At 69.1% G+C, this 24,406-nt stretch carries 24 protein-coding genes; 12 read left to right on the top strand and 12 right to left on the bottom strand.

Features of this window, described 5'->3' with window-relative positions:
• The first annotated feature begins 19 nt into the window (after positions 1–19).
• The 3 genes from FFK22_RS06955 to FFK22_RS06945 all read left to right on the top strand — a co-directional run bounded on the left by FFK22_RS06955 (position 20) and on the right by FFK22_RS06945 (position 3,065).
• Positions 20–1,093 (top strand): M4 family metallopeptidase, encoded by a 1,074-nt coding sequence (locus tag FFK22_RS06955; protein WP_138886149.1) that lies wholly within the window; start codon positions 20–22, stop codon positions 1,091–1,093.
• Between the two features lie 22 nt (positions 1,094–1,115).
• Complete coding sequence (locus tag FFK22_RS06950) at positions 1,116–1,448, top strand: protealysin inhibitor emfourin (RefSeq protein WP_138886150.1); 333 nt, start codon at positions 1,116–1,118, stop codon at positions 1,446–1,448.
• Between the two features lie 108 nt (positions 1,449–1,556).
• The gene (locus FFK22_RS06945) at positions 1,557–3,065 is read left to right on the top strand and encodes a calcium-binding protein (RefSeq protein ID WP_138886151.1); all 1,509 of its coding nucleotides are present in this window, start codon (positions 1,557–1,559) and stop codon (positions 3,063–3,065) included.
• 16 nt (positions 3,066–3,081) lie between these two features.
• On the opposite strand, the gene FFK22_RS06940 is transcribed toward FFK22_RS06945, so the two are convergent.
• A complete protein-coding gene (locus tag FFK22_RS06940; RefSeq protein WP_138886152.1) occupies positions 3,082–4,410 on the bottom strand; it encodes a D-amino acid dehydrogenase in 1,329 nt (442 codons plus the stop codon).
• Positions 4,407–5,552, bottom strand: coding sequence for an alanine racemase (gene alr / locus FFK22_RS06935; RefSeq protein WP_143956802.1), 1,146 nt, complete (start codon positions 5,550–5,552; stop codon positions 4,407–4,409). The genes FFK22_RS06940 and alr overlap by 4 nt, the downstream gene beginning before the upstream one ends.
• A 137-nt stretch (positions 5,553–5,689) precedes the next feature.
• On the opposite strand from alr, the gene FFK22_RS06930 reads away from it, so the two are divergent.
• Both FFK22_RS06930 and FFK22_RS06925 read left to right on the top strand, forming a co-directional pair.
• Positions 5,690–6,148 (top strand): Lrp/AsnC family transcriptional regulator, encoded by a 459-nt coding sequence (locus FFK22_RS06930; RefSeq protein WP_138886154.1) that lies wholly within the window; start codon positions 5,690–5,692, stop codon positions 6,146–6,148.
• A 14-nt stretch (positions 6,149–6,162) separates the two neighbouring features.
• Positions 6,163–6,510 (top strand): DUF3088 domain-containing protein, encoded by a 348-nt coding sequence (locus FFK22_RS06925; RefSeq protein ID WP_138886155.1) that lies wholly within the window; start codon positions 6,163–6,165, stop codon positions 6,508–6,510.
• Positions 6,511–6,514: 4 nt separating this feature from the next.
• Here FFK22_RS06925 and FFK22_RS06920 read toward each other — a convergent pair whose 3' ends face one another.
• Both FFK22_RS06920 and FFK22_RS06915 read right to left on the bottom strand, forming a co-directional pair.
• On the bottom strand, positions 6,515–8,053 hold the full coding sequence (locus FFK22_RS06920) for an ABC transporter substrate-binding protein (protein ID WP_138886156.1): 1,539 nt from the start codon (positions 8,051–8,053) through the stop codon (positions 6,515–6,517).
• Complete coding sequence (locus FFK22_RS06915; protein WP_138886157.1) at positions 8,050–8,892, bottom strand: alpha/beta hydrolase; 843 nt, start codon at positions 8,890–8,892, stop codon at positions 8,050–8,052. Before FFK22_RS06915 ends, FFK22_RS06920 begins: the two co-directional genes overlap by 4 nt.
• A gap of 264 nt (positions 8,893–9,156) precedes the next feature.
• On the opposite strand from FFK22_RS06915, the gene FFK22_RS06910 reads away from it, so the two are divergent.
• Entirely contained in the window at positions 9,157–10,923 is a 1,767-nt protein-coding gene (locus tag FFK22_RS06910; protein ID WP_138886158.1) for an MFS transporter, read from the top strand.
• Between the two features lie 291 nt (positions 10,924–11,214).
• A complete protein-coding gene (locus tag FFK22_RS06905; RefSeq protein WP_138886159.1) occupies positions 11,215–11,529 on the top strand; it encodes a hypothetical protein in 315 nt (104 codons plus the stop codon).
• A gap of 2 nt (positions 11,530–11,531) precedes the next feature.
• Here the strand turns inward: FFK22_RS06905 and FFK22_RS06900 are convergent, their stop codons facing one another.
• From FFK22_RS06900 to FFK22_RS06885, 4 genes are all read right to left on the bottom strand, one after another.
• The gene (locus tag FFK22_RS06900) at positions 11,532–12,476 is read right to left on the bottom strand and encodes an ABC transporter ATP-binding protein (protein ID WP_138886160.1); all 945 of its coding nucleotides are present in this window, start codon (positions 12,474–12,476) and stop codon (positions 11,532–11,534) included.
• A 35-nt stretch (positions 12,477–12,511) separates the two neighbouring features.
• Positions 12,512–12,700 (bottom strand): DUF3008 family protein, encoded by a 189-nt coding sequence (locus FFK22_RS06895; protein ID WP_138886161.1) that lies wholly within the window; start codon positions 12,698–12,700, stop codon positions 12,512–12,514.
• 105 nt (positions 12,701–12,805) lie between these two features.
• On the bottom strand, positions 12,806–14,509 hold the full coding sequence (locus FFK22_RS06890; RefSeq protein WP_138886162.1) for an ATP-binding protein: 1,704 nt from the start codon (positions 14,507–14,509) through the stop codon (positions 12,806–12,808).
• On the bottom strand, positions 14,499–16,001 hold the full coding sequence (locus FFK22_RS06885; protein ID WP_138886163.1) for an ATPase domain-containing protein: 1,503 nt from the start codon (positions 15,999–16,001) through the stop codon (positions 14,499–14,501). The genes FFK22_RS06890 and FFK22_RS06885 overlap by 11 nt, the downstream gene beginning before the upstream one ends.
• A 194-nt stretch (positions 16,002–16,195) precedes the next feature.
• Between FFK22_RS06885 and FFK22_RS06880 the strand changes: the two genes are divergently transcribed.
• On the top strand, positions 16,196–16,747 hold the full coding sequence (locus FFK22_RS06880) for a DUF4142 domain-containing protein (RefSeq protein WP_138886164.1): 552 nt from the start codon (positions 16,196–16,198) through the stop codon (positions 16,745–16,747).
• Between the two features lie 225 nt (positions 16,748–16,972).
• On the opposite strand, the gene FFK22_RS06875 is transcribed toward FFK22_RS06880, so the two are convergent.
• Entirely contained in the window at positions 16,973–18,100 is a 1,128-nt protein-coding gene (locus FFK22_RS06875; protein ID WP_186002343.1) for a helix-turn-helix domain-containing protein, read from the bottom strand.
• A gap of 363 nt (positions 18,101–18,463) precedes the next feature.
• On the opposite strand from FFK22_RS06875, the gene FFK22_RS06870 reads away from it, so the two are divergent.
• From FFK22_RS06870 to FFK22_RS06855, 4 genes are all read left to right on the top strand, one after another.
• Entirely contained in the window at positions 18,464–19,924 is a 1,461-nt protein-coding gene (locus FFK22_RS06870; RefSeq protein ID WP_138886166.1) for a PAS domain S-box protein, read from the top strand.
• 105 nt (positions 19,925–20,029) lie between these two features.
• Positions 20,030–20,395 (top strand): response regulator, encoded by a 366-nt coding sequence (locus FFK22_RS06865; protein WP_138886167.1) that lies wholly within the window; start codon positions 20,030–20,032, stop codon positions 20,393–20,395.
• Positions 20,396–20,468: 73 nt separating this feature from the next.
• A complete protein-coding gene (locus tag FFK22_RS06860; RefSeq protein ID WP_138886168.1) occupies positions 20,469–20,774 on the top strand; it encodes a DUF2934 domain-containing protein in 306 nt (101 codons plus the stop codon).
• A 641-nt stretch (positions 20,775–21,415) separates the two neighbouring features.
• Entirely contained in the window at positions 21,416–21,667 is a 252-nt protein-coding gene (locus FFK22_RS06855; protein WP_138886169.1) for a PfkB family carbohydrate kinase, read from the top strand.
• Positions 21,668–21,887: 220 nt separating this feature from the next.
• Here the strand turns inward: FFK22_RS06855 and FFK22_RS06850 are convergent, their stop codons facing one another.
• The 3 genes from FFK22_RS06850 to FFK22_RS06840 form a co-directional block, all read right to left on the bottom strand.
• Positions 21,888–22,736: an inositol monophosphatase gene (locus FFK22_RS06850; protein WP_138886170.1), complete on the bottom strand. Its 849-nt coding sequence runs from the start codon at positions 22,734–22,736 to the stop codon at positions 21,888–21,890.
• Positions 22,733–23,605: a diacylglycerol kinase family protein gene (locus tag FFK22_RS06845; RefSeq protein ID WP_138886171.1), complete on the bottom strand. Its 873-nt coding sequence runs from the start codon at positions 23,603–23,605 to the stop codon at positions 22,733–22,735. The genes FFK22_RS06850 and FFK22_RS06845 overlap by 4 nt, the downstream gene beginning before the upstream one ends.
• 124 nt (positions 23,606–23,729) lie before the next feature.
• Entirely contained in the window at positions 23,730–24,173 is a 444-nt protein-coding gene (locus FFK22_RS06840) for a hypothetical protein (protein WP_138886172.1), read from the bottom strand.
• Positions 24,174–24,406 lie beyond the last annotated feature (233 nt).

Here is a 24,406-nt window from a genome sequence, read left to right as displayed (position 1 = left end):
TCGGAACAGGGAGAGCCCCATGTGCAGCCGGCATCACCGCCACTCGATCTTCTGCATCCTGCCGCCCTATCTGCTGCGCGACATCCTCGCCAACGGCAGCAAGGCCCAGAAGGCGGCCGCCAGCCGGGCGCTCGGCATCGATACCACCTTCCGGTCGATGCGGGCCCAGCTGGCCGTGGCGCAGTCGGTGCCGGCGCGCCGCAGCCGCAAGCTGGCCCTGCCGCCGTCGCGCCAGCGCAGCGTCACCACCGCCGGCAACAGCGAGACCCTGCCGGGCACGCTGGTGCGCGCCGAAGGGCAGGGGCCATCGGGCGACGTCGCGGTCGACGAGGCCTATGACGCGCTGGGCCACACCTTCGACTTCTTCCTCGAAGCCTATCGCCGCAACTCGATCGACGATGACGGCCTGCCGCTCGACGCCACGGTCCATTACGGCGAGGATTACAACAACGCCTTCTGGAACGGCCGGCGCATGGTGTTCGGCGATGGCGACGGCGACCTGTTCAACCGCTTCACCGCCTCGCTCGACGTCATCGGCCACGAGCTCGGCCACGGCGTCACCGAGGACGAGGCCGGCCTCGTGTACATGCAGCAGCCCGGGGCGCTGAACGAATCTCTGTCCGATGTCTGGGGATCCCTGGTCAAGCAATGGGTGCTGAAGCAGACTGCCGAGGAGGCCGACTGGATCATCGGCGCGGGGCTGTTCACCGCCAGGGTGCAGGGCGTCGGCCTGCGCTCGATGAAGGCGCCGGGCACCGCCTATGACGACCCGGTGCTGGGGAAGGACCGCCAGCCCGGCCATATGGACGACTACGCAGACACGATGCAGGACAATGGCGGCGTCCACATCAATTCCGGCATCCCGAACCGGGCCTTCTACCTGGCCGCCGTCGCCCTCGGCGGCAACGCCTGGGAGAAGGCGGGGCGGATCTGGTACGATGCGCTGCGCGACGCCAGGGTGACCGAGACCACGAAGTTCGCCGATTTCGCCGCGGTGACGGTGGATGTGGCGGGCCGGCTGCCCGGCATGAAGAAGGCCGAGGTCAAGGCCGTGGCCGACGCCTGGAAGCAGGTCGGGATCCCGCCCGGCTGACGCCCCGGGGCAGGAGGGGACGATGCGGATCACCTTCGCGATGTCGAGCCCGGGCCTGTTCTATGCGCCGGGCCTGGCCGAGCCGGTGGTGCTGGACCTGGCGGCGCTGCCGCCGGCGGCGGCCGCCAGGATCGAAGCGCTGGTGCGCGACGCCCGGGTGCTCGACCGCCCGGCGGCACCCGAAAGCCTGTCGCGGCCAATGCCCGACGCCCGTTGCTTCACGCTGACGGTCGAGCAGGACGGCCGCAGCCGCACGCTGGAGTTGCCCGAGCCGATCGCCGACCCGGCGCTGAAAGCCCTGGTCCGCTGCCTGCAGGACCAGGTCCGGGCGCTCAAGGGGCGATCGGGGCGATGAGGCGTCGCTTGCGGTCTGAACCTGCGGCCCGAATTCATGCCGCAATTTGATGCGACATTGCCACTCGAGACCGAGTTTCCATGACAGATTTTCCAGAGGGGCAAGGCAGTGGTCATCAATGGAACGGCGGGCGACGACTATCTCAACGGCACCTCGTCCAGCGACCAGATCAGCGGCGGCGGAGGCGACGACACGATCTTTGACGGGGATTCCCCGCCCGGTTCGGTGGATACCATCAATGCCGGCGACGGTGACGACTTCGTCTATACCTATGGCGGCGCCGACATCCTCGATGGCGGCGCCGGACAGGACACCCTCCAGTTCTACTACTGGAACGCGACGGCGGCATTCAGCGTCACGCCCAACCCGACGCCGGGCGGAATCACGACCACATCGACCGGCGTACAGTTCAGCAATTTCGAGAAGCTGGCCTTCTATCTCGGCACCGGCAACGACGCCGTGAATGGAGGGGTCGGCGACGACAGCTTCTCCGGCAACGCCGGAAACGACACGTTCCACGGCGGCAGCGGCCGCGACAACGGCTATGGCGGCCTGGGCAATGACGTCATGACCGGGGATGCCGGCGGCGATTACCTGGCCGGCGAGGACGGGGACGACATCCTCTACGGCAACAACGGCGGCGACAACCTCAATGGTGGCGGCGGCGTCGACACACTCTACGGCGGCGAAGGCAACGACTACATCGAAGGCGGTGCCGGCGGCGATACGACCGGCGGCGGCGCCGGCTACGATACCGTGACCTACTATTCCTCCGCCGCCGCGGTGGCGGTCAACCTGGCGTTGGGGACCGCCGGCGGCGGCGACGCGCAAGGCGACAGCATCTCGAACTTCGAGGGGGTCTACGGCGGCGCATACAACGACGTGCTAACCGGAAACGACGCCAGCAACAACATCATCGGCAATGACGGTGACGATATCCTCTCCGGCGGCGGAGACTATGATTCACTGTACGGCGACAACGGCAACGACACCCTCTCGGGGGACGCCGGAAACGACTACCTCTCCGGGGATGACGGCGACGATGTGCTGCGCGGGGGCGCCGGCGCGGACACCCATTACGGCGGCAATGGCAACGATACGGCCAGCTACTACACCAGCGCGATCGGGGTGTCGGTCAACCTGGCGGCCAACACCGCCAGCGGCGGCGACGCTCAGAACGATAGCTTCAACGGGATCGAGAACCTCTCCGGCAGCCAGGGCGCTGACACCCTGGTCGGAGATGCGGGCGTCAACCGGCTGCAGGGCTGGGCCGGCAAGGACACGCTCACCGGCGGCGGCGCGGCCGACCGTTTCATCTACAACAGCACGGCACAGAGCCCGGTTGGGGCCGGCGCCGACCGGATCACTGATTTCAGCCACGCCCAGGGCGACAAGATCGACCTGGCAGGAATCGACGCCAGGACCACCGTCGCCGGCGACCAGGCCTTCAGCTTCATCGGCACCGCGGCCTACCACCATGTCGCCGGCGAACTGCGCTATGCCGTCGCCGGCGACGTCACCACCATCGCCGGCGACGTCAACGGCGACGGCGCCTCCGACTTCCACATCCAGCTCACCGGTGCGATCGGTCTCGTCGCCGCCGACTTCGTGCTCTGATCGCGGCGGCCGGGCCTTACCCCGCCTGTGGCACCGGCACTCCGACCGGGCGGCCGCCCTTCGGCGTGCGAATGCCGGTCAGGTCGGCCCAGCGGTAGCGATCCATCGCCAGGCCCTCCAGATCGATCTCGGCGCGGCGGCCGGAGACGATGTCCGACATCACCCGGCCCGAGCCGCAGGCCATGGTCCAGCCCAGCGTGCCATGGCCGGTGTTGAGGAACAGGTTGCCATAGGGCGTGCGGCCGACCACCGGGGTGCCGTCGGGCGTCATCGGCCGCATGCCGGTCCAGAAGCTGGCGCGGGAGACGTCGCCGCCCTGCGGGAACAGGTCGGTGACCGAATGCTCCAGTGTCGCCCGCCGGGCATCCCACAGGCGGGTGCTGAAGCCCGCCAGCTCGGCGGTGCCGCCGACGCGGATGCGGTCGCCCAGCCGGGTGATCGCGACCTTGTAGGTCTCGTCCATCACTGTCGAGACCGGCGCGCTCTCCCCCTTGGTGACCGGCACGGTGATCGAGTAGCCCTTGACGGGATAGACCGGGATCTCGATGCCCAGCGGCTTCAGCAGCAGCGGCGAATAGCTGCCCAGCGCCAGCACGTAGCCGTCGGCGCGCAGGGTCTCGCCATCCTCCAGCGCGACGCCGCCGATCCGGTTGCCGTCGGTCATCAGGCCGGCGATCCGGGCGCCCCAGCGGAAGGTGACGCCGAGGCCGGCCGCGAGCTTCGCCAGGTTGTTGGTGAACTTGAAGCAGTCGCCGGTCTCGTCGCCCGGCAGGCGCAGGCCGCCGGCCAGCTTGTCCTGCACCCCGGCCAAAGCAGGCTCGATCACGGCGCAGCCGGCCGGGTCCAGCACCTCGTAGGGAACGCCGGCCTCCTGCAGCACGGCGATGTCCTTGGCTGCGGCGTCGACCTGCTTCTGGGTGCGGAACAGCTGCAGCGTGCCCTGGGCCTTGTCGTCATAGGCGATGCCGGTGTCGGCGCGCAGCTGGCGCAGGCAGTCGCGGCTGTACTCGGCCAGGCGGACCATCCGCTCCTTGTTCACGGCATAGCGGCCGGCGGTGCAGTTGCGCAGCATCTGCGCCAGCCACAGCCATTGCCGGGTGTCCAGCTGCGGGCGCAGCACGAAGGGGCTGTGCTCCATCAGCATCCACTTGATCGCCTTCAGCGGCACGCCCGGCGCCGCCCAGGGCGCCGAATAGCCCGGCGAGACCTGGCCGGCATTGGCGAAGCTGGTTTCGTTCGCCGGCCCGTCCTGCCGGTCGACCACCGTCACCTCATGGCCGGCGCGGGCGAGGTAATAGGCGGTGGACACGCCGATGACGCCGGCGCCGAGGACGATGACCTTCACGACGGAACTCCTTCGAGAACCAAAGCGGGTGAGGGGGATGGCTGGCTGTCGCGGTATTGGCGGCGGAAGCGCCGGCCGAGCCGGGTCAGGATCTCGTAGCCGATGGTGCCGGCATCGGCGGCGACGGCATCGACGCTGCGATGCGGCCCGATCAGGTCGACCATGGCGCCGGGGCGCAGCGCACCCTCCGGCAGGGCCGAGACGTCGAGCGTGATCGAATCCATCGACACGGTGCCGGCGACCGGCAGGGCGATGTCGCCGAGATGGGCCGTGCCGCTGCTGCGCGGGAAGCCGTCGGCATAGCCGACCGCCACAGTGGCGATGCGGCTCGGCCCTTCGGCGCGCCAGGTCAGGCCGTAGCCGACCTCATCGCCGGCCGCGACGTCGCGCAGCTGCACCACCCGGGCCTGCAGCCGCACCACCGGGCGCAGCGGGTTGGCCGCGCCGGCCACCGGGGTCAGGCCATAGAGGGAGGCGCCGGGCCGGGCCAGGTCGTAGTGGAAGTCGGGGCCGAGAAAGATGCCGGAGGAATTGGCCAGCGACGCCGGGGCCTGCGGCAGGCGGCGGCGGGCGACGTCGAAGCGCAGCCGCTGGGTGCCGTTGGCCGGATGGTCCTGCCGCTCGGCGCAGGCCAAGTGGCTCATCACAAGCCGGAGATCGAGCCCATCGAGGCGCTGCGGCTCTGCCGCGAGCCGGTCCAGCTCGGCCGGCGCCAGCCCCATGCGCGACATGCCGGTGTCGAGCTGCAGCGCCGCCGGCAGCGCCCGGCCGAGGCGACGCGCCAGGGCGGTCCAGCCCTCGACCTGCTCCAGGCTGTTCAGCACCGGGGTCAGGCGGTGCGCCAGGGCGATGTCCTCGCAGCCGGGCATCAGACCATGCAGCACGAAGACCTCCGCCGCCTCCGGCACATGCGGCCTGAGGGCGATGCCCTCCTCGAGATGGGCGACGAAGAAATGGCGGCAGCCTTCCGCGGCCAGCACCGGGGCGACCCGGTCGGCGCCCAGCCCGTAGGCATCGGCCTTGAGCACGGCGGCGCAGGCGGTGCCGCCGAGGCGGCGGCGCAGCGCACGATAATTCTCGCGGATCGCGGCCAGATCGACGATCAGGGTGGCGCCGGAGGCGTCGGGGAAGGGAGTGGTCATCGGGCCGAACCGCAGGGGATCCAACGTCCTCAGAATACGGCCGCAGGCCCTCGGCGATCCTTGATTTCCGTTGATCCTTCTGCGGCCGGATGGTCTGGTGTTCGCAGCAAATTCACCGGTTTTCGCAGAAACCACACATGAACTCGCTCGATACTATCGACCGCAAGATCATCGCGCTGCTGCGTGCCGACGGCCGCATCAGCAACGCCGACCTGGCCGAGGCGGTCGGGCTGTCGCCCTCGGCCTGCCTGCGGCGGCGCCAGCTGCTGGAGCATGCCGGCATCATCCGCGGCTACACCGCGCTGATCGACGAGCCTGATGTCGCCAACCCGACCATCGCCATCGTCCAGATCACGCTGGAGCGCCAGACCGAGGAGTACCTCGCCCGCTTTGAGGCGGCGGTGCGGAAATGCCCCGAGGTCGACCAATGCTACCTGATGACCGGCATGTCGGATTACCTGCTGCGCGTCGTCGCCCGCGACACTGCCGATTACGAGCGCATCCACAAGGAGCAGCTGTCGCGCATGCCCGGCGTGTCGCGCATCCAGTCGGCCTTCACCCTGCGCAGCGTGATCCGGGGCAATTCCGGGACCTGAGGAGAGCAACTGCTATGACCCGTGACCGCCTCTTCCTGCTGCGACCGGGGTTCACCGACCCGGCCTATCCCGGTCAGGTCTTCTATTGCTGGCACTGCGCCCTGATGGAAGGTGTTCTGGCGTCCTTCCCGGATCTGGCGGCGCAGCTGGATGTCGAGCGGATCGCCTGGCCGCGGCCGCGCCAGGCCGTGGCGGCGCTGGTCGGCGAGCAGAACCAGTCGGTGCCGCTGCTGGTGCTGGGCGAGGGCAGCCCGGCCGATGCCGAGGCCGAGAGTTACGGCAGCGTCCGCTTCATCGCGGGCAAGGATCGCATCCTCGCCGCCCTGTCGCGGCGCCATGGCTTCCCCGACCCGCATCCCTGATCGGCTACGGCTCCTTCCACACGCCCCAGAGGCGGGCGTTGCCCGGGCCCCAATCGGCATAGCCGCGGACCTTGGGCCCGACCGCCGTCACCTGCACCGGGTTGAACAGGCCGATCACCGGCACCTGTTCGGCCATGCGGGCGTGCAGCTGGTCGAAGATCGCCTGCCGCCCGGCCTTGTCCTCCACCGTCTTGGCCTCGGCCAGCCAGGCGATCGCCTGCGGGTCCTCCCACTGGCTGGTCGGGTCCTCGTCCTTGCTGCCGATGATCGAGTCGAAGGCCAGCGCCGGGTCGGGCCGGCCGGAGAAGGTGAAGACCGAGGCCTGGAATTTGCCCTCGCGGTAGTTCTGCAGCTGCGTCGCCCAGTCCAGCGTCTCGATCTGCGCGTCGATGCCGGCGCCGGTGAGCAGGCCCTGGATCATCAGCGCCGCCTCGTACTGGCCGGTCGGGCGGTTGTTGGTCTGGATCCTGATCGTGGCGCCGGCGCGGCCGGCCTCCTGCAGCAGCCTTGCCGCATCGGCCGGGTCGAAGGCGGGCCAGGCCGCGTCCTCCTTGTCGTGATAGTCACTGGCGACGGCGATGGCCGATGGGTTCGGGGCGGCCAGGCCGAAGCTCGCCGCCTCGGCCACCTGCTTGCCATCGATCGCCCGTGCCAGCGCCTGGCGCACCCGCACGTCGGACAGCAGCGGGTCGCGGGTCTGCAGCAGCAGCACCGCCCAGGACAGCGTCGCGGTGACGGTCACCTGCGCCCCGGCCGTCTTCATCGCATCGATCTCGGTGGCCCCGACGTCCGGGACGATGTCGACTTGGTCGGAGAGGAGGGCGGCGTTCATCACCGAACGGTCGGGTATGACGACAAAACGCAGCCGCTCGGCCAGGGCCTGCTTGCCGCCGGCGGCACCGTCGCGGTCGCCGGGGAGGGGCTTGTAGTCGGTGAAGCGGGTCAGCTCGAGATAGCGGTTCTTCTGCCAGTCGGCGAAGACATAAGGACCGGTGCCGACCGGCTTGACCCAGGCGCCGTCAGGCCCGAGCGAGGAGGGGCTGAGCACCGCCGCGCCGCACTGGATCGTCGCCATGTTGACCAGGAACAGCGCGCTGCGCCGGTCGAGCCGGAACATCACGGTGCGCGGATCCGGCGTCCCCACCGCCAGCACCTTCGGACCGCTGCGGCCGTCGAAGCGGTCGAGGCACTGCCATTGCGTCGCCGGGTCGAGATAGCGCTGCCAGCTCCACGCCACCTCGGCCGAGGTCAGGGGCTTGCCGTCGTGGAAGACGATCCCCTCTCGCAGCCGGAACGTGTAGGCGGTGCCGTCGGGCGAGACCTCGACGCTCTCGGCCAGCATCGGCACCGGCGTCTGGTCCTCGCGCAGGGCGACCAGCCCCTCGGTCACATGCTGCAGCACGACGTCGGAGTTGAAGTCGCGCTGCACGCCCGGGTTGCTGCTGCGGATGTCGGCGTTGAGCGCGATCGACAGCAGCGGCGTCGGCTCCGCCGCGGCCGCGGGGACGGCGAGGAGCAGGGCTGCCAGGGCGAACGCCCTCATGGTGCGGCCGCCAGCGTGCGCGCGAAGAAGTCCTTCACCGGCTCCAGCACGCGCGTGCCCTCATGGCCGATGCCGGGGACGATGTCATGGCGCACGGCGATACCGTGGCGCTCGAAGCCGTCGCGCAGCGACCGCATCCGCTCCTGCCGGTTGCCGCCGGCCAGGTCGGCGCCGTCCATCCAGCCCGGATCGATCGGCTTGGTGACGATCTCCCAGGTCTCGGTGTCGTCGCCGCCGATCACCATCTGCACCGCCACAAGGCGCATCGCCGCGAGTTCGACCGGCCGGCCGAAGCGCGCCTCGAAGTCGCGCAGGCCGACCCACCAGTCGTAATCCCAATTGAGCAGCGTGACCGAGCCCGGCGCGCCGATCGACACGCCCAGCAGCCGCTCGGGGTGGACGTAGAGGAAGCGGTGAACGAAATGGCCGCCGCCGGAGAAGCCGAACATCAGGAAGCGGTCGGCGCGGACCCGGTATTTCGCCTTCACTTCGTCGACCATGGCCAGCAGCAGCAGGTCGAAGCGCATGTCGTGGAAGGCCAGGCGCTTGTAGTTGGAGAGCTCGCCCGGCTTGATCAGCCCGGCCGGGAACAGCGGCGCCAGCAGGATGCAGTCATGGGCGTCGGCGAAATCCATGAAGCCGTCGCGATAGGCGGTGGCGGTGCGGCCGGTGCCATGCATCAGCACCGCCAGGCCGTAGGTCTTGTCGCCGTCCTCTTCGTAATCCTTCGGCACGTAGAGGCAGTAGGAGACGCGCTGGTCGGCCTGCAGCGCGAAGAACGGCGTCTGGCCGAAATCATAGTAGGACAGCGTCACGCCATGGCCCGGACGGTCGCGCATTCTTCGGCCTCCCCTGCGCCGACCCCACCGGCCGGCCCGGGCATCTTAGGACGGCTGACGGGCGTCGCAAGGCCGAATGTATTTTGATCTTTCAAAATTCTATCGCTTCGACCGGAATGTAGCTGTCTGCAACCCCGAAAGTAGCCGTCAGAAAGGCCGAAAGTAGCCATCATGCCGAACCGGATGTAGCCATCGCGCCCTTTGCGTGGACGAACCAGCCATGCCTAGAGTTGTGGAGACCTCGGACAAGCGGGGCGGAACCGGATGCAACAGGCCGTCGGCGCCAAGGACGATCTTCGGGTTGAGCGCGCCGCCGAGCCTGCGCCGTCCGGTCTGCTGTTGCCCTTCGTCGAGGCGCTGGCCCATCCGGTCTTCCGTCTGGTCTGGTTCACCGGCCTGTTCGCCAATCTCGGCGACTGGGCCCAGTCGGTCGCCGCCGCCTGGGTGCTGACCGTCACGGCGGCCAGCCCGCTGCTGATCGCCCTGATCCAGGTGGCGACCGCGGTGCCGCTGGTGCTGCTGTCACTGCCCACCGGGGCGCTGGCCGACATCTACGACCGCCGCAAGATGATCCTGGCGGGCGAGGCGTGCTGCGTCCTGGGCGGCCTTGGCCTGACCGTGCTCGGCTTCCTCGACCTGCTGGAGCCGGTCGGGCTGATCGGGCTGACTTTCCTGATCGCGATCGGCTATGCGCTGGAGGGGCCGGCCTGGCAGGCGGCGGTCGGCGACATGGTGCCGAAGCCGGCGGTGGCCAGCGCCGTGCTGCTGAACTCGATCAACTACAACGTCGCCCGCGCCCTCGGCCCGGCGATCGGCGGCCTGCTGCTGGCCTGGCTCGGCGCCCCTTGGGTGTTCCTGATCTCGACCGTCAGCTTCGCCGGGCTGCTGGCGGCGATCTGGTCCTGGAAGTGGCGGCCGGCGCGCACCGCCCTGCCGCCGGAGATGCTGGGCGAGGCGGTGACCGGAGGCCTGCGCTTCGCCCGGCACTCGCCGGTGACCCGGCGGGTGGCGACGCGGTCCTTCATCTTCGGCTTCTGCGCCAGCTCGGTCTGGGCGCTGCTGCCGCTGCTGGCCCTGGCCCAGCTCGGCCAGGACGCGCTCGGCTATGGCATCCTGCTCGGCGCGCTCGGCATCGGCGCGGTCTGTGGCGGCTTCGTCGTCCATCCGGCGCGGGAGCGGCTGGGCACCAGCTGGCTGATCTCGACCTCGGCCTTTCTCTTCGCCGCGGTGCTGCTGGTGCTCGGCACGGTCCATGTCGCCGCCGTGGTGGTGCCGGTGCTGTTCCTCGGCGGCGTGGCCTGGATCGCGGTGGTGTCGACCTACAACACGGCGGTGCAGCTGCTGGTGCCGGACTGGGTCAAGGCCCGGGCCATGGCGATCTACCAGATGGCGCTGTATGGCGGGCTGGCGCTCGGCTCGGTCGCCTGGGGCGCGATGGCGGAGAGCACCGGGGTCGCCGCCGCGCTGGCGGCCAGCGGCGTGGCGCTGCTGGTCGGCGCGCTGTGGGCGCTGCGGCTGAAGATCCCGGATATCGCCCTGGTCGACCTGCGGCCCGCGCCGCTGCGCAAGACGGACCTGCCGGCACCGCCGATCGACCCGCGCCGCGACGCGGTGATGGTGGTGGTCGAGTACCGGATCGCGCCGGAGCAGGAACGCGACTTCATCCGCGCCACCGCCCGGCTGCGCGAGGTGCGCCTGCGCAACGGCGCCAGCCGCTGGTCGCTGTTCCGCGATGCCGCCGACCGGCTGAAATGGAGCGAGGTCTATTTCGTCGACAGCTGGTACCAGCATCTGCGGCTGCTGGCCCGGCTGACCGCCGGCGACCGCGAGCTGATCGACCGGGTGGGCCGGCTGCATCAGGGACCACCGCCGCCCGCGGTGCGCCACGCCATCAGCTGGCGCCGGCGCGGCCGGCGGCTGCTGGCCGCCAAGCCTCCCGCCGGCGCTGTGGCGAAGCCGGACGGCACCGTGCCGGCGACCGGGCAGGCGGTCTCCCAGCCGCCGGGGCCGCAGCCCGCCGGCCCGGATTAGGGACAGCCCGGCCGGCGCACAATATCGGCTTCGCTTCGGCTGGGACTGTTCTTTGCAGCAAAGTTCCTTTTCGCTTCGCTCCGTATTCCTCCGCGCTCGGTCTCGAAATCTGCAATGTCTGATGGCGAGCGCGAAGGAAACGGAGCCGGTTATGGATTTCAGAGCACTGTCTCGAACCCTGGAATTTCATTCGATATCGGGTGGCCATCGCCGGCCCGCAGGGATATTCTGATGGAGTCGAATGATGCATTGGAATCCAGTGGTGACCATCGGCCGATGGCAGGACCGTCAATGACGTGGCACGCCGGCAAGAAGCCTCCGATCGATCCTTTCGCCGCGCTCGAATTCGAAAGCGCCGCCCATCTGACGCTGACTCTGCTTAGCCAGGTGCGGGACGGGCGGATGACGCCGATCGAATTCGCGACCTGGCTGCGGCAGTTGATGATGCACAAGCACGAGCCGCTGTCCGACAACGAGAAGAGCGCCATGGCCTGCACCCTGGCGGTCGCGCTGCTGGACGAGGAGGGACTGGACCTCTCACCGTCGGAGCTGATGGAGCTGCTGGACAATTCGGAGCAGGCCGGCGCGATCGGACGGCTGGTCTGACACTATCGCGTCGCATCTGTTGGTTTGTGGCCGAGCGCCGCTGCGATCAGCCGAAACTTCACCCGCGCGTTGGTCATGTCGCGGAAGTAGTTGACCAGATCGCCCCAGGGGTCGTTGACCCGGTTCAGGCCCGAGATGAAGGCGACGACGGTGCCGATCTCGGTCCGGCCCTGGAGCACGAACCAGCCGCCGACGAACAGGATGCCGATCACGCCGAACTGATGCAGCAGATTCATCAGGAAGTTCATGCCGAACTTGCGGCGGAAGATCTGCATGTTGAGGCGGTAGATGTCGTCGATCTGGCGACGATAGCGCTCATCCTCCCGCGGCCCGCGGCGGTCCGCGGCCTCGTCGACAATCTCGATGCTGAGCCGGCGCAGAACCTTGATCCGTCGTTCCGTGCGCTGGTTGATCGCCTTCTGCAGGAAGGGGATGAACAGGAACTGCGGAAAGAACAACAGCACGGCGACCGCCGCCATCCAGGGTTGCAGCACCACCATGTAGCCGAACACGGCGATCAGCAGGCCGCCATTCAGCGCCACCTCCGAGACGCTGGCGCCGATGAAGCCGCCGACCGCCTCGACCTCCGACACGATGATCGAGATATCGATGCCTTCCTTGCCGGCACCCGGCGCCGTCGCCCTGCCATTGGCGGCCGACGGGCTCAGCTGCTGCCGCAGCCGCCGGTTGGCGGCCTCGCTGACCGACCCGCGGTAGACGTTCAGCAGGAATTTGAGCCCGCCCTGCGCCAGCACGGTGGCGACGTAGAGAAGGGACAGCTGGACAAGCTGCATCAGCGCATGCTTCGCCAGCGCGCCGTTGACGATGCGGCGCTGCAGCTCCAGCGGCACCAGGTCGAGCAGGAACACCGCCACGGCCAGGAGCGACAGAAGGATCTGATCCCGCCCGCTCACCCGCCAGATGTACCGATAGAGACCCTCGGACATGGTCGCCCCGCCGGTTCAGCGAGGAGACATCGGCACTACTTCTTCGCCGCGTGCTCCGGCTTGCCCTTGCGCTTGGTCGAGGCCAATTCGTCGAGTTGCTTCTCGTTCATCGACTTGTACATCGATTTCGACGCGCCCTTCAGCTCGCCGACCTTCTGCTCGCCGCGCTTGGCCGACAGGGCGGCGCCGGCCGCCTTCTGCTGCGCCTTCGATTTCGCCGGCATGGTCATGCCTCCGAATGATGGTCACTGAATCGGGAACGGCGAGCCGAACCGACCGGTTCCAGGCTGGCAGGTCGTTCATCATGCCGGGCGGATGTGCGCCTGCGTCTATCCGGGGCGGGCAGGGGCGTCGGCGGCGACCGCGGACCTGATCGCCGCCTCCAGCTCCTCCAGCGAGAACGGCTTCGCCAGCTTCGGCAGGTCTGCCCCGATCCCCATCGGCAACTCGGCATAGCCGGTGGCCAGGATCACCGGGAGGCCGGGCCATTCCGCCGCGATCCGGCCGGCCAGCTCGGCGCCGGTCATCCGAGGCATGGCATGGTCGGTGATCACCAGGTCCGCGGCCTCGCGTCGGAGCGCATCGAGCGCCTGGTCGGCCGTGGTGGCGCCGACGGCGGCGTGGCCCAGCTCCTCCAGCATCGCGACCGTGTTCATCAGCACCAGCCCGTCATCGTCCACGGCCACGATGTGCAGCCGGCTCGGCGGCGTCGCCGCCTCCAGGGCCGGGGCATCGTCCGCCGCGGGCGACAGGTCGGCATCGGCCGACGCCACGGGCAGCCACAGCTCGATCGTCGTGCCGGTCCCCTTCCGGCTGGACAGTACCATCCGGCCATGGGACTGCTCCATCAACCCATGCACCGTCGACAGGCCCAGGCCCGTCCCCTTGCCGACGCCCTTGGTGGTGAAGAACGGCTCCGTCGCCCGGGCGAGCGTCTCCGGGTCCATGCCCTCGCCGGTGTCGGTCACCGACAGGCAGACATAGCGGCCGGGCACCGGCTCGTCGGCGGATTCGACCCTGGCCGCGACGGTGATCGATCCGCCCTCCGGCATCGCGTCCCGGGCGTTGACCGCGATGTTCAACAGGGCGGATTCCAGCTGGTTGGGATCGGTCGACGCCTTGGGCAGGCCGAGCGGAAACCGGGTCTCAATGGTAATGGACGGCCCCAGCGAACGCTGCAGCAGGTCGGCCATGCCGCGCACCAGGTCGGGAATGTCGACGGCCATGATCTTCAGCTCCTGGCGGCGGGCGAAGGCAAGCATCCGCTTGGTCAGCGTCGCGCCGCGCTGGGCGGCCTGGGCGGCGTTGTCGAGCAGCGGCAGGATTGCGGCCGCCTCCGGCGGCACGCGCTTGCGCATCAGCGCCAGGCTGCCGAGGACGACCATCAGCAGGTTGTTGAAGTCGTGGGCGATGCCGCCGGTCAGCTGCCCGATGGCCTCCAGCTTCTGCGACTGGAACAGGGCCTCCCTGGCCTCCTCCAGCTGCTTCTGCGTCGTCGCCCGCTCCGCCATCTCATGGCGCAGCTGGGCGTTGCTGGCGTTCAGCTCCGCCGTCCGGGCGGCGACCTGGGCCTCGAGCTCCTGCGCAGCGCGCTCGCGGGCTTCGATGAAGCCACGGACGTCGTATTGCCGCCGGCGGCTGCGCAGCGCCGCCTGTAGCGTGCTGGTCAGGCTGATCGGCTGCACTGGCCGCTCGACCAAGGTGACGTTGCGCAGACGCTGGATGGTGTCCAGGCGCCACGCGGCAACCGCGGGCTGCTCCCGGCGGCTGCTCAGGAGGACGAAGGGCAGGTCGGACCAGGGGGGCTGGGCGTCGACCCATCGCAGCAGGCCGGTGATGTCCCGGCCCAACAGGGCCTCCTCGGCGACGAAAGCCGCGCCGACGCCGGCCTCCAATTCCGCCAGCAGCGGGTCGAAGCCGGCGCAGATGGTGGCGGCCAACCCCGCCCGCTCCAGGATCTCCGCCGAGGCCGGGCCATCCCGGCCGATGGGCGCGCAGACCAGCACGCGCAGGCTGCGGGGATCAGGCTCCATCCGATTCACCGGAGGGCATCAGCGGCCCGGGGTTTCCGACATATTCCGGCGTCCCCGACAGGATTCCCCGGAACTCGGAAAGAGGCGGCCCGATCTGGATGCCCGCGCCGGTCAGGCGGAACTCGCGAATCGTGTGCTCGTGGTTGCCGGTGCGCTTCTTGACGACCGAGATGGCGCGGCGGACCCGACCCGTCGCCTCGAAGTAGCGGACCATGATCACCGCATCGCTGAGATAGCTGATGTCGACGGGCGATTCCGGCGGCCCGACCAAGCCGTGCTGGGCCAGGACCACCAGCGTCAGCACGCCCTGCTGGTTGAGATAGGTCAGCAGCTCGTGCATCTGCAGCACGAGGAAGCGCTCGTCCGGCATCGCGTTGAGATAGCCGTTCAGGCTGTCGATGACGATGAGCTTGGCGTGGTCCGTCTCCACGGCATCGCGGACCTGGACGGCGAATTCGCCCGGCGACAGCTCGGCCGGGTCGACCTGTCGGAACCGGACCCGTCCCGACGCCAGGGCTTCGTCGAGCGGCAGGCCGAGCGTGCGGGCGCGGGCCTCGGCCGTGCCCCGTCCCTCGTCGAAGGCGAAGATCACCGAATGCTCGCCACGTTGCGCCGCCGCGATGGCGAAGGTGATCGCCAGCGACGACTTGCCGACGCCGGCCGCACCGATCAGCAACGCGTTGGTGCCGCGCTCCAGCCCGCCGCCGAGCAGCGCATCCAGGTCGGCGTTGCCGCTGGGCGCCACCTCCACGGTGAAATCCGCGTGATGCTCGGCCGCGACCAGCCGCGGGAAGATCCGCAGGCCGCCGGATTGGATGGTGAAATCATGGTAGCCGCCCCGAAACGGGATGCCGCGCATCTTGACCACGCGCAGGCGCCGCCGCTCCCCCCCGTAGTCGATCGCCAGCTGCTCCAGCAGCACGACGCCGTGGGAGATCGAATGCAGCTGCAGGTCGTTCTGCGCCGATGTCAGGTCGTCGAGCAGGATCACCGTGCAGCGGCGCTTGGCGAAGAAATGCTTCAACGCCAGCACCTGGCGCCGGTACCGCAGCAGGTTCTGCGCCAGCAGCCGCAGCTCGGACAGGCTGTCGATCACAACCCGGGTCGGATCGGCGTGGGCCACACGCTCGAAGATCAGGTTGATCGTCTCGTTGAGTTCCATCTCGGCCGGATGGAACACGGTGACCTGCTGTGCCGGGTCGAGCGTGGTCTCCGCGGGCACCAGCTCGAAGACGTCGATCCCGTCGAGCGACCAGCCGTGACGCTGCGCCACCAGCTCCAGCTCGCGCTTCGTCTCCGACAGCGACACGAACAGCACGCGCTCACCTTTACTGATTCCGTCGAGCAGGAACTGAAGCGCGATCGTGGTCTTGCCGGTGCCGGGCCGTCCCTCGTAGAGGTACATCCGGTCGGGGTCGAGGCCGCCGCCGAGAATGTCGTCCAATCCAGCGCTGCCGGTGGACACCCGGGCGGTTTCCAGATGCTCGTCCATTCGAGGCTCCCCTGTCTGCGAACCGCTTCCGACCGGATAAACGGGACGAAGCGCGAATTCGATCCCGGTCGACATATGTCGGCGCGAAGGGCAGGGCAGGGCAAGCCCAGCGGCGTGCTGCGTTCGTTTCGGAACGCGGGGCCATCCTGTCTCGTTGGCATCGTGCATTCCCGACCCAGACAGGGAGATTCACGATGAAGGCCGTCCTCATGCTGTCCGCAACGGCGATCGCAGGCGCCCTCGCGCTCGGAGGCTGCAGCCGGGACAGCGAGCCGGCGCAGATGCTGGCATCGCTGGCGCCGGCGCCCCAGATCGACCCGGCCAACTATGTGCAGACCGCGGGCCAGAGCGGATTGTTCGAGGTCGAGGCCGGCAAGCTCGCAACCCGGCGGGCCCGCAGCCCTGAGGTCCGGAGCTTCGCCCGGATGATGGTCAGTGACCATACCGAGGCCGACAGGAAGATCCGCAGCGCCGCGATGGCATCGAATCCGCCGATCCCGTTCCCGACCGCGCTCGATCCGCAGCATCAGGAGACGCTGGCCGCGCTGCGGTCGGTCCCGCGCACCGAGTTCGACCATCAGTACATGGAAGGCCAGGTCGAAGGGCATCGGGAAGCGCTGGAGCTGCAGCAGAGCTACGGCGAAAGCGGCAGCGACCCGAAGCTGAAGGCAGTGGCGTCGGAGCTGACCCCGATCGTCCGGCACCATCTCGACGAGGCCCAGACCATCCTGTCCGGCCTGCGCTGAATGGCGGACGGGCGCTCCCGAGATCCTTTCGGAATCCTGCCTCCGTCATTGCGAGTTTAGCACCGGCCGGCGGCCGACCCGCCCTTGATGTAACGAGCCGCCTGAGCGGTCAGTTACTTGTTAGCGTAGCGAAGCAATCCAGAGCCGTCTGGCGTGGCCCTGGATTGCTTCGTCGGCTTCGCCTCCTCGCAATGACGGAGTAGAGGACCTGCGGCCGGAGAGATCTCAGTGGATGAGCTGTTCGATCACGGCGGCGACGCTGCCGCTCTCGATCGGCTTCTTGAGCACCGGGGCCGCGAAGCCCTCGAGCTCCGGATCGGTGTAGCCGGTCATGAAGGAGAAGGGGATGCTGCGGCGCTGCAGCGTCCGCGCCACCGGGAAGACCCGCTGGCCCTGATCGAGCCGGACGTCGAGAACGGCGGCGTCGACTTCGCTCGCTTCGGCCAGGCGCAGGCCGGCCTCGAGCGAGCCGGCCGGGCCCAGCACCTCGAAGCCGAGCGAGCTGAGGATGGCCTGCATCTGCAGCGCCAGGATCTGATCGTCCTCGACCACCAGGATGCGCCGGGCGGTGCGCTCCAGCGGCGACGGCGCCATCGGGCGCGGCGCACGGCGAATGCCCTCGGCCGGCCGCTCGGACCCGTGATCGGATCCTTTGGTCCAGGCCATCGGCCGCGACCATTGCGCCACTGCCTCGAGCCCGGACCCGTCGAGGATCTGCAGCCATTCGGCCTTCAGCCGGATCAGCCCGTCGCGCTGCAGCTTCATCACCATCCGGTTGGTGTGGACCGGCGAGATCCCGAGGGCGTCGGCGATGTCCTGCTGGGTCAGCGGCAGCCGCAGGCCGCGGTCGCTGACGAGATCCCGGGCCCAGGCCCGTTCGAACAGACTGAGGAGAAGCGCGGCCAGGCGTTCCTCGGCATTGAGGCACCCCAGCGACAGCAGGGTCTCGTGCGCCTGCACGTTCTCCATCGCCAGGGCAACGCAGAACTGGCGAAGGGCGGCGGCCGAGGCGGGGTCGATCAGCTCCGCGACCGGGACCCTCGTCACCCGGGCGTCGGTCAGGGCGACGGCGGGCGCGGGAGCCGATCCGGAGAATTGCGAGGTCACCCCGACCAGGTCGCCGGGCATCAGGAAGCGCAGGACGTGACGCCGGCCGTCGGTCAGGGTGCGGAACTGCGCCATCCAGCCGGAGCGGAGGAGGTGGAGGCAATCGCGGTCGCCCCAATCGGTCCGCTCGCCCTTCGCCAGGCGACGCTGCTCCTCGCCGGCCAGCCGCGACCGGACCGCCGGGGCGAGAAAATCGAGTTGCGGACGCGCCGCGGCATGCGCGTCGCGGCGGCTCGGCCGGACCACGTCCGCCGGTGATGGGGATCCGGAAGATGCGGGAGGCGCGGCGACCCGGAACGGCATGGATCCAGCCCTGCGAGTTGGAGCGTCGACGGATTGATCAACGTACGGGCGCGTCAAGGGTTCCGGGTGCAGCATTCTCGTTTTGCCGGAGGCCGGAATTCGCACACAGGAATACAGACCTCGAAAGTATCATATGTTAATTCATCTGGTGTTTGGCCGCCGGGAACCAGCGCCTTTTGCGTCGTTCCCATGTTGAGGCCTGCGTCGTGCTAAGCTAGATTTAACGAAGCGTGGCCGGCTGGTTATGGCGGCCCTCACTCCCCATCGGCTTCGGCGTGGGGCAGACCTGTTTTCAGAGGGCACCGAATGAAGGCCGATAACCAGGCCGCTTTGCCTGCGACCCCACAGACTGCAGCGCCGGCCGTCCCGGCCGGAGAACGCGCGGCGCAGGAGATTCTGCAGGCGCTTCCGGCCGCGATCTACATCACCGACGCTGCCGGGCGCATCACCTTCTACAACGAGGCCGCAGCGGCGCTGTGGGGCTGCCGCCCAGAGCTGGGGACGAGCGAGTTCTGCGGCTCCTGGAAGCTGTATTGGCCGGACGGCACGCCGCTGCCCCACGACGAATGCCCGATGGCGGTGGCGCTGAAGCAAGGGAAGGCGATCCGGGGCATGGAGGCGGTGGCCGAGCGCCCGGACGGCACGCGGGTGCCGTTCATCCCCTATCCGACGCCGCTGTTCGACGCCGAGGGGCGCCTGACCGGCGCCGTGAACATGCTGGTCGACATCTCGGACCGGCACCGCGCCGAGCAGCAGGCGCTGGATGCGGCCGAGGATCGCGCCATCGGCGAGCAGGCGGCGCAGCGACTGGCCGCGATCGTCGAATCCTCCGACGACGCGATCGTCGCCAAGGACCTCAACGGCATCATCACGAACTGGAACCGCGGGGCCGAGCGGCTGTTCGGCTATACCCCAGCGGAAGCGATCGGCCAGCCGATCACGATCCTGATCCCGGCGGACCGGCTGGACGAGGAGCCGGAGATCCTGGCCCGCATCCGCCGGGGCGAGCGTGTCGAGCATTTCGATACGATCCGCCGCCGCAAGGACGGCAGCCTGATCGAGATCTCGCTGACGATCTCGCCGATCCGAAGCCGGACGGGCGAGATCGTCGGTGCCTCGAAGATCGCCCGCGACATCACCGAGCGGCAGCGGGCCCGGGAGCGCCAGGTCCTGCTGCTGCGGGAGATGAGCCACCGGGTCAAAAACCTGTTCGCGCTGGCCGGCGCCGTCGTCACCCTCAGCGCCCGGACCGCGCGGTCGCCGGAGGCGCTGGCGGAGCAGGTGCGGAACCGGCTCGGCACCCTGGCCCGGGCGCATGAGCTGACCCTGCCGGATCTGCGCAGCGAGCAGGCGGTGACGCCGACCACGCTCGCGGCTCTGGCGCGCACCATCGTCTCGGCCTTCGAGGAAGGCACCGCCGGGCGCATCACCATTGCCGGGCCGGAGGTGGCGGTCGGCGGCCATGCGGTGACCAGCCTGGCGCTGCTGCTGCACGAGCTGGCAACCAATGCGGCCAAATACGGCGCCCTGTCCACGGCGGCTGGCCGGATCGCCATCGTCTGGACGGTCGAGGACGACGTGCTGTCGCTGAGCTGGGCGGAGCGGGGCGGCCCGCCGGCCGACGGCGCGGCCAATGGCGAGGGCTTCGGCACCTGGCTGGTCGACGGCACCATCAAGGGCCAGCTCCAGGGCCAGATCGCGCGCCGCTGGGACGCCGAGGGCCTGACCATCCTGATGACCATGCCGCTGGATCGCCTGGCCGGGTGACGGCGGCTCTCGGGACTTTGGTCGTATCCACGGAACCGGGCCGTGGATAAGCCGTTCTCTGCATAGCCGGCGTTTGCCGGCCGGTGCTGACTGAGGGGCGACGGCATGGCCGCGATCCTGATCGTGGAAGACGAGCCCTTCGTGCGGATGATGGCGGAGGACGCGGCCCAGAGCCTTGGGCTGCAGCCGCTGTCGGCGACCGGCGGCGAGGCGGCGATCGCCGCGGCCAGGGCTGCGCCGGTGCTGGAGATCCTGTTCACCGACATCAACATGCCGCCCGGCCCGGACGGCTGGACGGTCGCCAGGGCGGTGCGCGAGATCCACCCTCGCATCCGGGTGATCTACACCAGCGGCCAGGCCGGGCCGGAGGATTGCGCCCGGCTCGGCGTCCCGCAGTCCCGGTTGCTGTCCAAGCCCTATACCCAGGACGAGCTGGCCGCAGTGATCGGCGAAATCGCCGGCGACGGATAGCCGGAACCTCCCGTTCGTCGCGCCTGTTCGCGTGACGAGGGTCTTCCTTCGAAGACCCCGCAGGAGAGCGGCGATGGACGACCTGGAACAGCGCATCCGCGAGCACGCCCACCGCATCTGGGTCGAGGAGGGCTGCCCCTCCGGACGGGAGGAGGCGCACTGGGACATGGCGCGCGAGCTGGTCGCGATCGAAGACAACCAGCGCGACGCGACCAAGCCCAACCCGGTCGCGACCGAGGGGGAGGAGGTCATCCATCCCGAGCCGGTCGAGCCGATCGAGGCGGTGGAGAGCCTGGGCGACCTGCCCGGGCGCACCGACCAGGGCGAGCGTCAGGCCTACCCGAAGCGGCGGGCCCGCCGCCCCGCCGGCCGAAGCTGACTGCAGAGGATCGCCGCTATGCCGGGAAAGACCGCCGATATCGCCATTTCTCCCGAGGATCGCGAGTGGCTCCTGGCCGCGCTCCGGCATCTGCGGCAGACGCTGGAGCAGCGGCTGGAGGGCTGCGACCTGACGCCCGAGCGTCGGCGGACCTTGCTGGCCGCTGGCGAGCAGGCGCTGTCCGGCACCGATTTCGCCGCCCTCGACCCCGGCTTCGCGCTGTTCCTGACGGAGGACCGGGTCGAGACCCTGCCGCTGGGCGAGGCGCCGCCGCAGGACATCAGCGCGGTCGGCCACCGCTTCCTGCTGCGCCCGATCCTCGACCGGCTGAGCGCAGGCAAGCGCTTTCACATCCTGGCCATGAGCGCCGGCGGCACTCGCCTGATCGAGGCGACACCCGAGAGTTCGCGCGAGACCACGCCGTCCGGCCTGCCGCAGTCGCTGAGCGAGGTGGCAGCGCAGACCGACGCCGAGATCACGAGCCGGGCCAATGCGCCCGGGCGCGGCGACGCCGGCGAGGCGACTTCGGCGACGCGGCACAGCTATGAGAGCCCGGCGGAACTGCACAAGACCCAGCTCGTCGACTATGTCCGCCACTCCGTCAACACGGTGCGCCGGCACTTGGCCGGTGACCCGGCGCCGTGGGGGGCGCCGGCGTCGCTTATGCGTCGCCTGACGGAAGCGGCCAGGTCGTCGCCGTCGCGACCGCGGTGCGGTCGACGCATGGTGCTGGCGACTGCTTCATCGGCGTGCTCGCCGCCGGCTTGGCCCGAGGCCTGCCGCTGCAGGACGCCATCCGGCGCGCCAACGCCGCCGCCGGCCATCTGGTGTCGCTGAGCGACGATGACAGGGCGGATCGCCTGGTTGCGGATTCTCCGGCGCGAGCTTCGTGATTCACGCACGAAATCAACGCTCTATGAGGCAGAGCAGAAGAGGCGGTTGCCGTTTGTCGAGGACGGAGCCCGGATAAAACGCGGCAGGGGTAATCTAGTAGAAAAGTCGGATAATATATATTATGGAAAATGAGAGTGATCCTCAAACCCGCTTACCGCCATGGCATCAACGTCACTCTACAAGGCATTGATACAAAAGACGATGCGCGGATCATGCGGATCATGCTGCATCCGCAGCAGCGTCCTTGCGGCGGATGGCGGCGGCCTCGGGCCCGATCACGAGCTGCCCGCGCCAGCTGCGGGGATCGTCGCCGAAGCTGGTGAAGCGCTCCCAGCCCCGCTCCTTGTCCGACAGCGTGAAGGCCGTGCCGCCGCCGGCGGTGACCAGGCACAGCCCGCCGGCGACGTCCCAGACATTCGGCCGCTCGAACCGCGCCACCTCCAGCAGCCCGGCCGCCACGAAGGCGCATTCGATGGCGGCGGAGCCGGTCTTGCGGGTTTCCCAGGGCAGTACCGTGCCGGGATCGAGGCGCGGCTCGCCCGCCAGGCGCCGGCGCACCGCCGGGTTCGGGCCGACCTCCAACTTGGCCCCATCGAAGCTCAGCGGGCCGCTGCCGCAGGCGTGATAGACGCCGGAGCGCAGGGCGTGGCTGGTCGAGCACCACACCGCACCGATCACCGGCCGGCCGCGGTGCAGCAGGCCGATCGAGGCAGCAAACAGCGGCAAGCCATTGACGAAATTGGTGGTTCCGTCGACCGGGTCGATCGCCCAGACCGGGCTGTCGGGCCCCGCCGGATGGTCCTCCATCTCCTCGCCGATGATGCCATGGTCGGGATACAGCTCGGCCAGGCGCAGCCGGATCAGGGATTCCACCCGCTGGTCCACCTCCGACACCGGATCCCGGAACAGGAGATCATCCCCCTGCCCGGCCCCGGTCTTGTACCGGACGCTGAAGGTCCGGCCGACCGAGGCGACGATCTCGGCCCCGGCGAGCCTGGCGAACTCGATCGCCGTCTCCTCCCATTGCTGCAGCCGGGCCGCGGGCAGGTCGTCGGTCGCGCTGGTCATTCGTCGTCTCCAGGGGTGAGGACGATCACCGGCTTGGGCTCGATACGGATGGTCAGCGTGGCCTCGCCGCCTTCGACCGCCTTGTCGTCGACATGGAGGCTGCTGCCCTGCGGGTGCAGTTCGACCCGCTCGGCGTTCACCCGGTGCAGCGGCGATCCCCTGGCCTCCGGATCCTTCAGCCAGGCCAGCATGGAACGGCGCTTCGCCGCCGGCAGCCAGGCCACGTCGAGATGCGCGTCGCCGGGGTCGGCTTCCGGCGCCAGCAGCAGGTTCGGCCCGATCATCGGGAGGTTCATCACTTCGAGCATCAGCATCTTCTCGTCCAGCCGCTTACCGTCGACGGTCAGGCTGACCTCGAGCGTCTCGCAATCGGCGACGATGCGGCGTAGCTCCTCGCGCCGGTCCCCGACCAGGTCGGAGCCGTGCTCCTTGCCACCGGCGGCACCCTGCTCGATCGCAGCAACCAGGGGGCCCATGCCGACCGCCTCGACGAAGTTGCGGCTCCATTCCGGCCCCTCGACGACCCCGATCCGAAGCGGCGTGCGCTTCGCCTTGGCCAGGCCGGCGACGATGAACCGCGGCTCCTCGATGATGCCGAGCGCCCGCGCGATGTTGTTGGAGCTGCCGGTCGGCAGGATCGCGATGGTGTGGCCGCGGCCGTGCAGCGCCCGTACGATCTCGGCCACGGCGCCGTCGCCGCCGGCGATCACCACCAGGTCGTGCGGATTCTCCAGCGCCTTCTCCAGCTCCTTGCTCCGGGTCGAGCAATGCGCCGGGGCGAAGCCGGACATTTCGAGCAGGCGGACCAGCTTGTCCTGCGACCAGTCGCCGTCGCCCGCCCTGGGATTGTGAAACAGCGAGACTTCCATGGTCGAACAATCCGGGCACGACCGGTTCGGTTCCGCCCGCTTCGGCCCGGTGTGCCAGCGGGCCGTCGCGCTGATTATGGAAAGGGCCGGTCCTTCCGGACCGGCCCTGTCTGAGCGGCGCGGATCAGCCGCCGCACTGGGTGGCGTATTCCTGGTCCGCCGCCTGGATCCGCTGGTCGGCCCGCTGCAGATCCTGGGCCGTGAGCTGCAACTGTGCCTGGCAGTTGCGATTGATCACGTTGAGGCGTTTGGCCTCGGCGATCAGGGTGGAGCCGGTCCGGCACTGTTCCGCCATCGGCGCGCTGGCCTGGTTGCCCAGAAGCTGTTGCGCGGTGCGGACCTTTTCGGCCTGGACCTGGGCGTCCGACTGGCAGTCGGCGATGGCCGGCGAAGCGGCGAGGACCGCCGCAGCGGCGAGTAGGACAAGTTTCACGGGATACTCCCCTTCAGGCTGGCAGGGTTCGCCTTCCGCCGCGCTGCGGCGGAGGACAATGAGGCAATGGCCGAGCCCCGGCGATTGTTCCGCCTGCGCCGCAACAGCGGCAAATCCGCTGATCGAGCGCCTCATCGGTACAATAATTGACCAATTTAGACAAATGCCACTTCTTGTCTCCCGCTGATGACGCTGGCGGATCCGAGCGCTTTGAATCCTTTATCAATTGATAGTCGGACGGTGCTGATTTGCGATGCCGCGGTGATGTACGGCAAGCGAAGCGGAATTTCATTGCCCGCCATACCCAAAAGAAGAGTTTTTTTAAGGGAACAGTCGGGGCACCCATCGGTTCGTTGGGTAATCAGTCG

Origin of the sequence: Mycobacterium sp. KBS0706 (genome assembly GCF_005938675.2) — a bacterium.
In the GTDB taxonomy this organism is placed as follows: Bacteria; Pseudomonadota; Alphaproteobacteria; order DSM-16000; family Inquilinaceae; genus Inquilinus.
The sequence above is the reverse complement of the archived record's forward strand: the minus strand, read 5'-3'. Positions and strand labels throughout refer to the sequence as shown.

Excerpts from the sequence above, each read along its gene's own strand:
- FFK22_RS06955 (WP_138886149.1), top strand. The coding sequence starts at position 20 with ATGTGCAGCCGGCATCACCGCCACTCGATCTTCTGCATCCTGCCGCCC.
- FFK22_RS06950 (WP_138886150.1), top strand. The coding sequence starts at position 1,116 with ATGCGGATCACCTTCGCGATGTCGAGCCCGGGCCTGTTCTATGCGCCG.
- alr (WP_143956802.1), bottom strand. The coding sequence starts at position 5,552 with ATGACCACTCCCTTCCCCGACGCCTCCGGCGCCACCCTGATCGTCGAT.
- FFK22_RS06930 (WP_138886154.1), top strand. The coding sequence starts at position 5,690 with ATGAACTCGCTCGATACTATCGACCGCAAGATCATCGCGCTGCTGCGT.
- FFK22_RS06925 (WP_138886155.1), top strand. The coding sequence starts at position 6,163 with ATGACCCGTGACCGCCTCTTCCTGCTGCGACCGGGGTTCACCGACCCG.
- FFK22_RS06920 (WP_138886156.1), bottom strand. The coding sequence starts at position 8,053 with ATGAGGGCGTTCGCCCTGGCAGCCCTGCTCCTCGCCGTCCCCGCGGCC.
- FFK22_RS06915 (WP_138886157.1), bottom strand. The coding sequence starts at position 8,892 with ATGCGCGACCGTCCGGGCCATGGCGTGACGCTGTCCTACTATGATTTC.
- FFK22_RS06910 (WP_138886158.1), top strand. The coding sequence starts at position 9,157 with ATGCAACAGGCCGTCGGCGCCAAGGACGATCTTCGGGTTGAGCGCGCC.
- FFK22_RS06905 (WP_138886159.1), top strand. The coding sequence starts at position 11,215 with ATGACGTGGCACGCCGGCAAGAAGCCTCCGATCGATCCTTTCGCCGCG.
- FFK22_RS06900 (WP_138886160.1), bottom strand. The coding sequence starts at position 12,476 with ATGTCCGAGGGTCTCTATCGGTACATCTGGCGGGTGAGCGGGCGGGAT.
- FFK22_RS06895 (WP_138886161.1), bottom strand. The coding sequence starts at position 12,700 with ATGCCGGCGAAATCGAAGGCGCAGCAGAAGGCGGCCGGCGCCGCCCTG.
- FFK22_RS06890 (WP_138886162.1), bottom strand. The coding sequence starts at position 14,509 with ATGGAGCCTGATCCCCGCAGCCTGCGCGTGCTGGTCTGCGCGCCCATC.
- FFK22_RS06885 (WP_138886163.1), bottom strand. The coding sequence starts at position 16,001 with ATGGACGAGCATCTGGAAACCGCCCGGGTGTCCACCGGCAGCGCTGGA.
- FFK22_RS06880 (WP_138886164.1), top strand. The coding sequence starts at position 16,196 with ATGAAGGCCGTCCTCATGCTGTCCGCAACGGCGATCGCAGGCGCCCTC.
- FFK22_RS06870 (WP_138886166.1), top strand. The coding sequence starts at position 18,464 with ATGAAGGCCGATAACCAGGCCGCTTTGCCTGCGACCCCACAGACTGCA.
- FFK22_RS06865 (WP_138886167.1), top strand. The coding sequence starts at position 20,030 with ATGGCCGCGATCCTGATCGTGGAAGACGAGCCCTTCGTGCGGATGATG.
- FFK22_RS06860 (WP_138886168.1), top strand. The coding sequence starts at position 20,469 with ATGGACGACCTGGAACAGCGCATCCGCGAGCACGCCCACCGCATCTGG.
- FFK22_RS06850 (WP_138886170.1), bottom strand. The coding sequence starts at position 22,736 with ATGACCAGCGCGACCGACGACCTGCCCGCGGCCCGGCTGCAGCAATGG.
- FFK22_RS06845 (WP_138886171.1), bottom strand. The coding sequence starts at position 23,605 with ATGGAAGTCTCGCTGTTTCACAATCCCAGGGCGGGCGACGGCGACTGG.
- FFK22_RS06840 (WP_138886172.1), bottom strand. The coding sequence starts at position 24,173 with ATGAGGCGCTCGATCAGCGGATTTGCCGCTGTTGCGGCGCAGGCGGAA.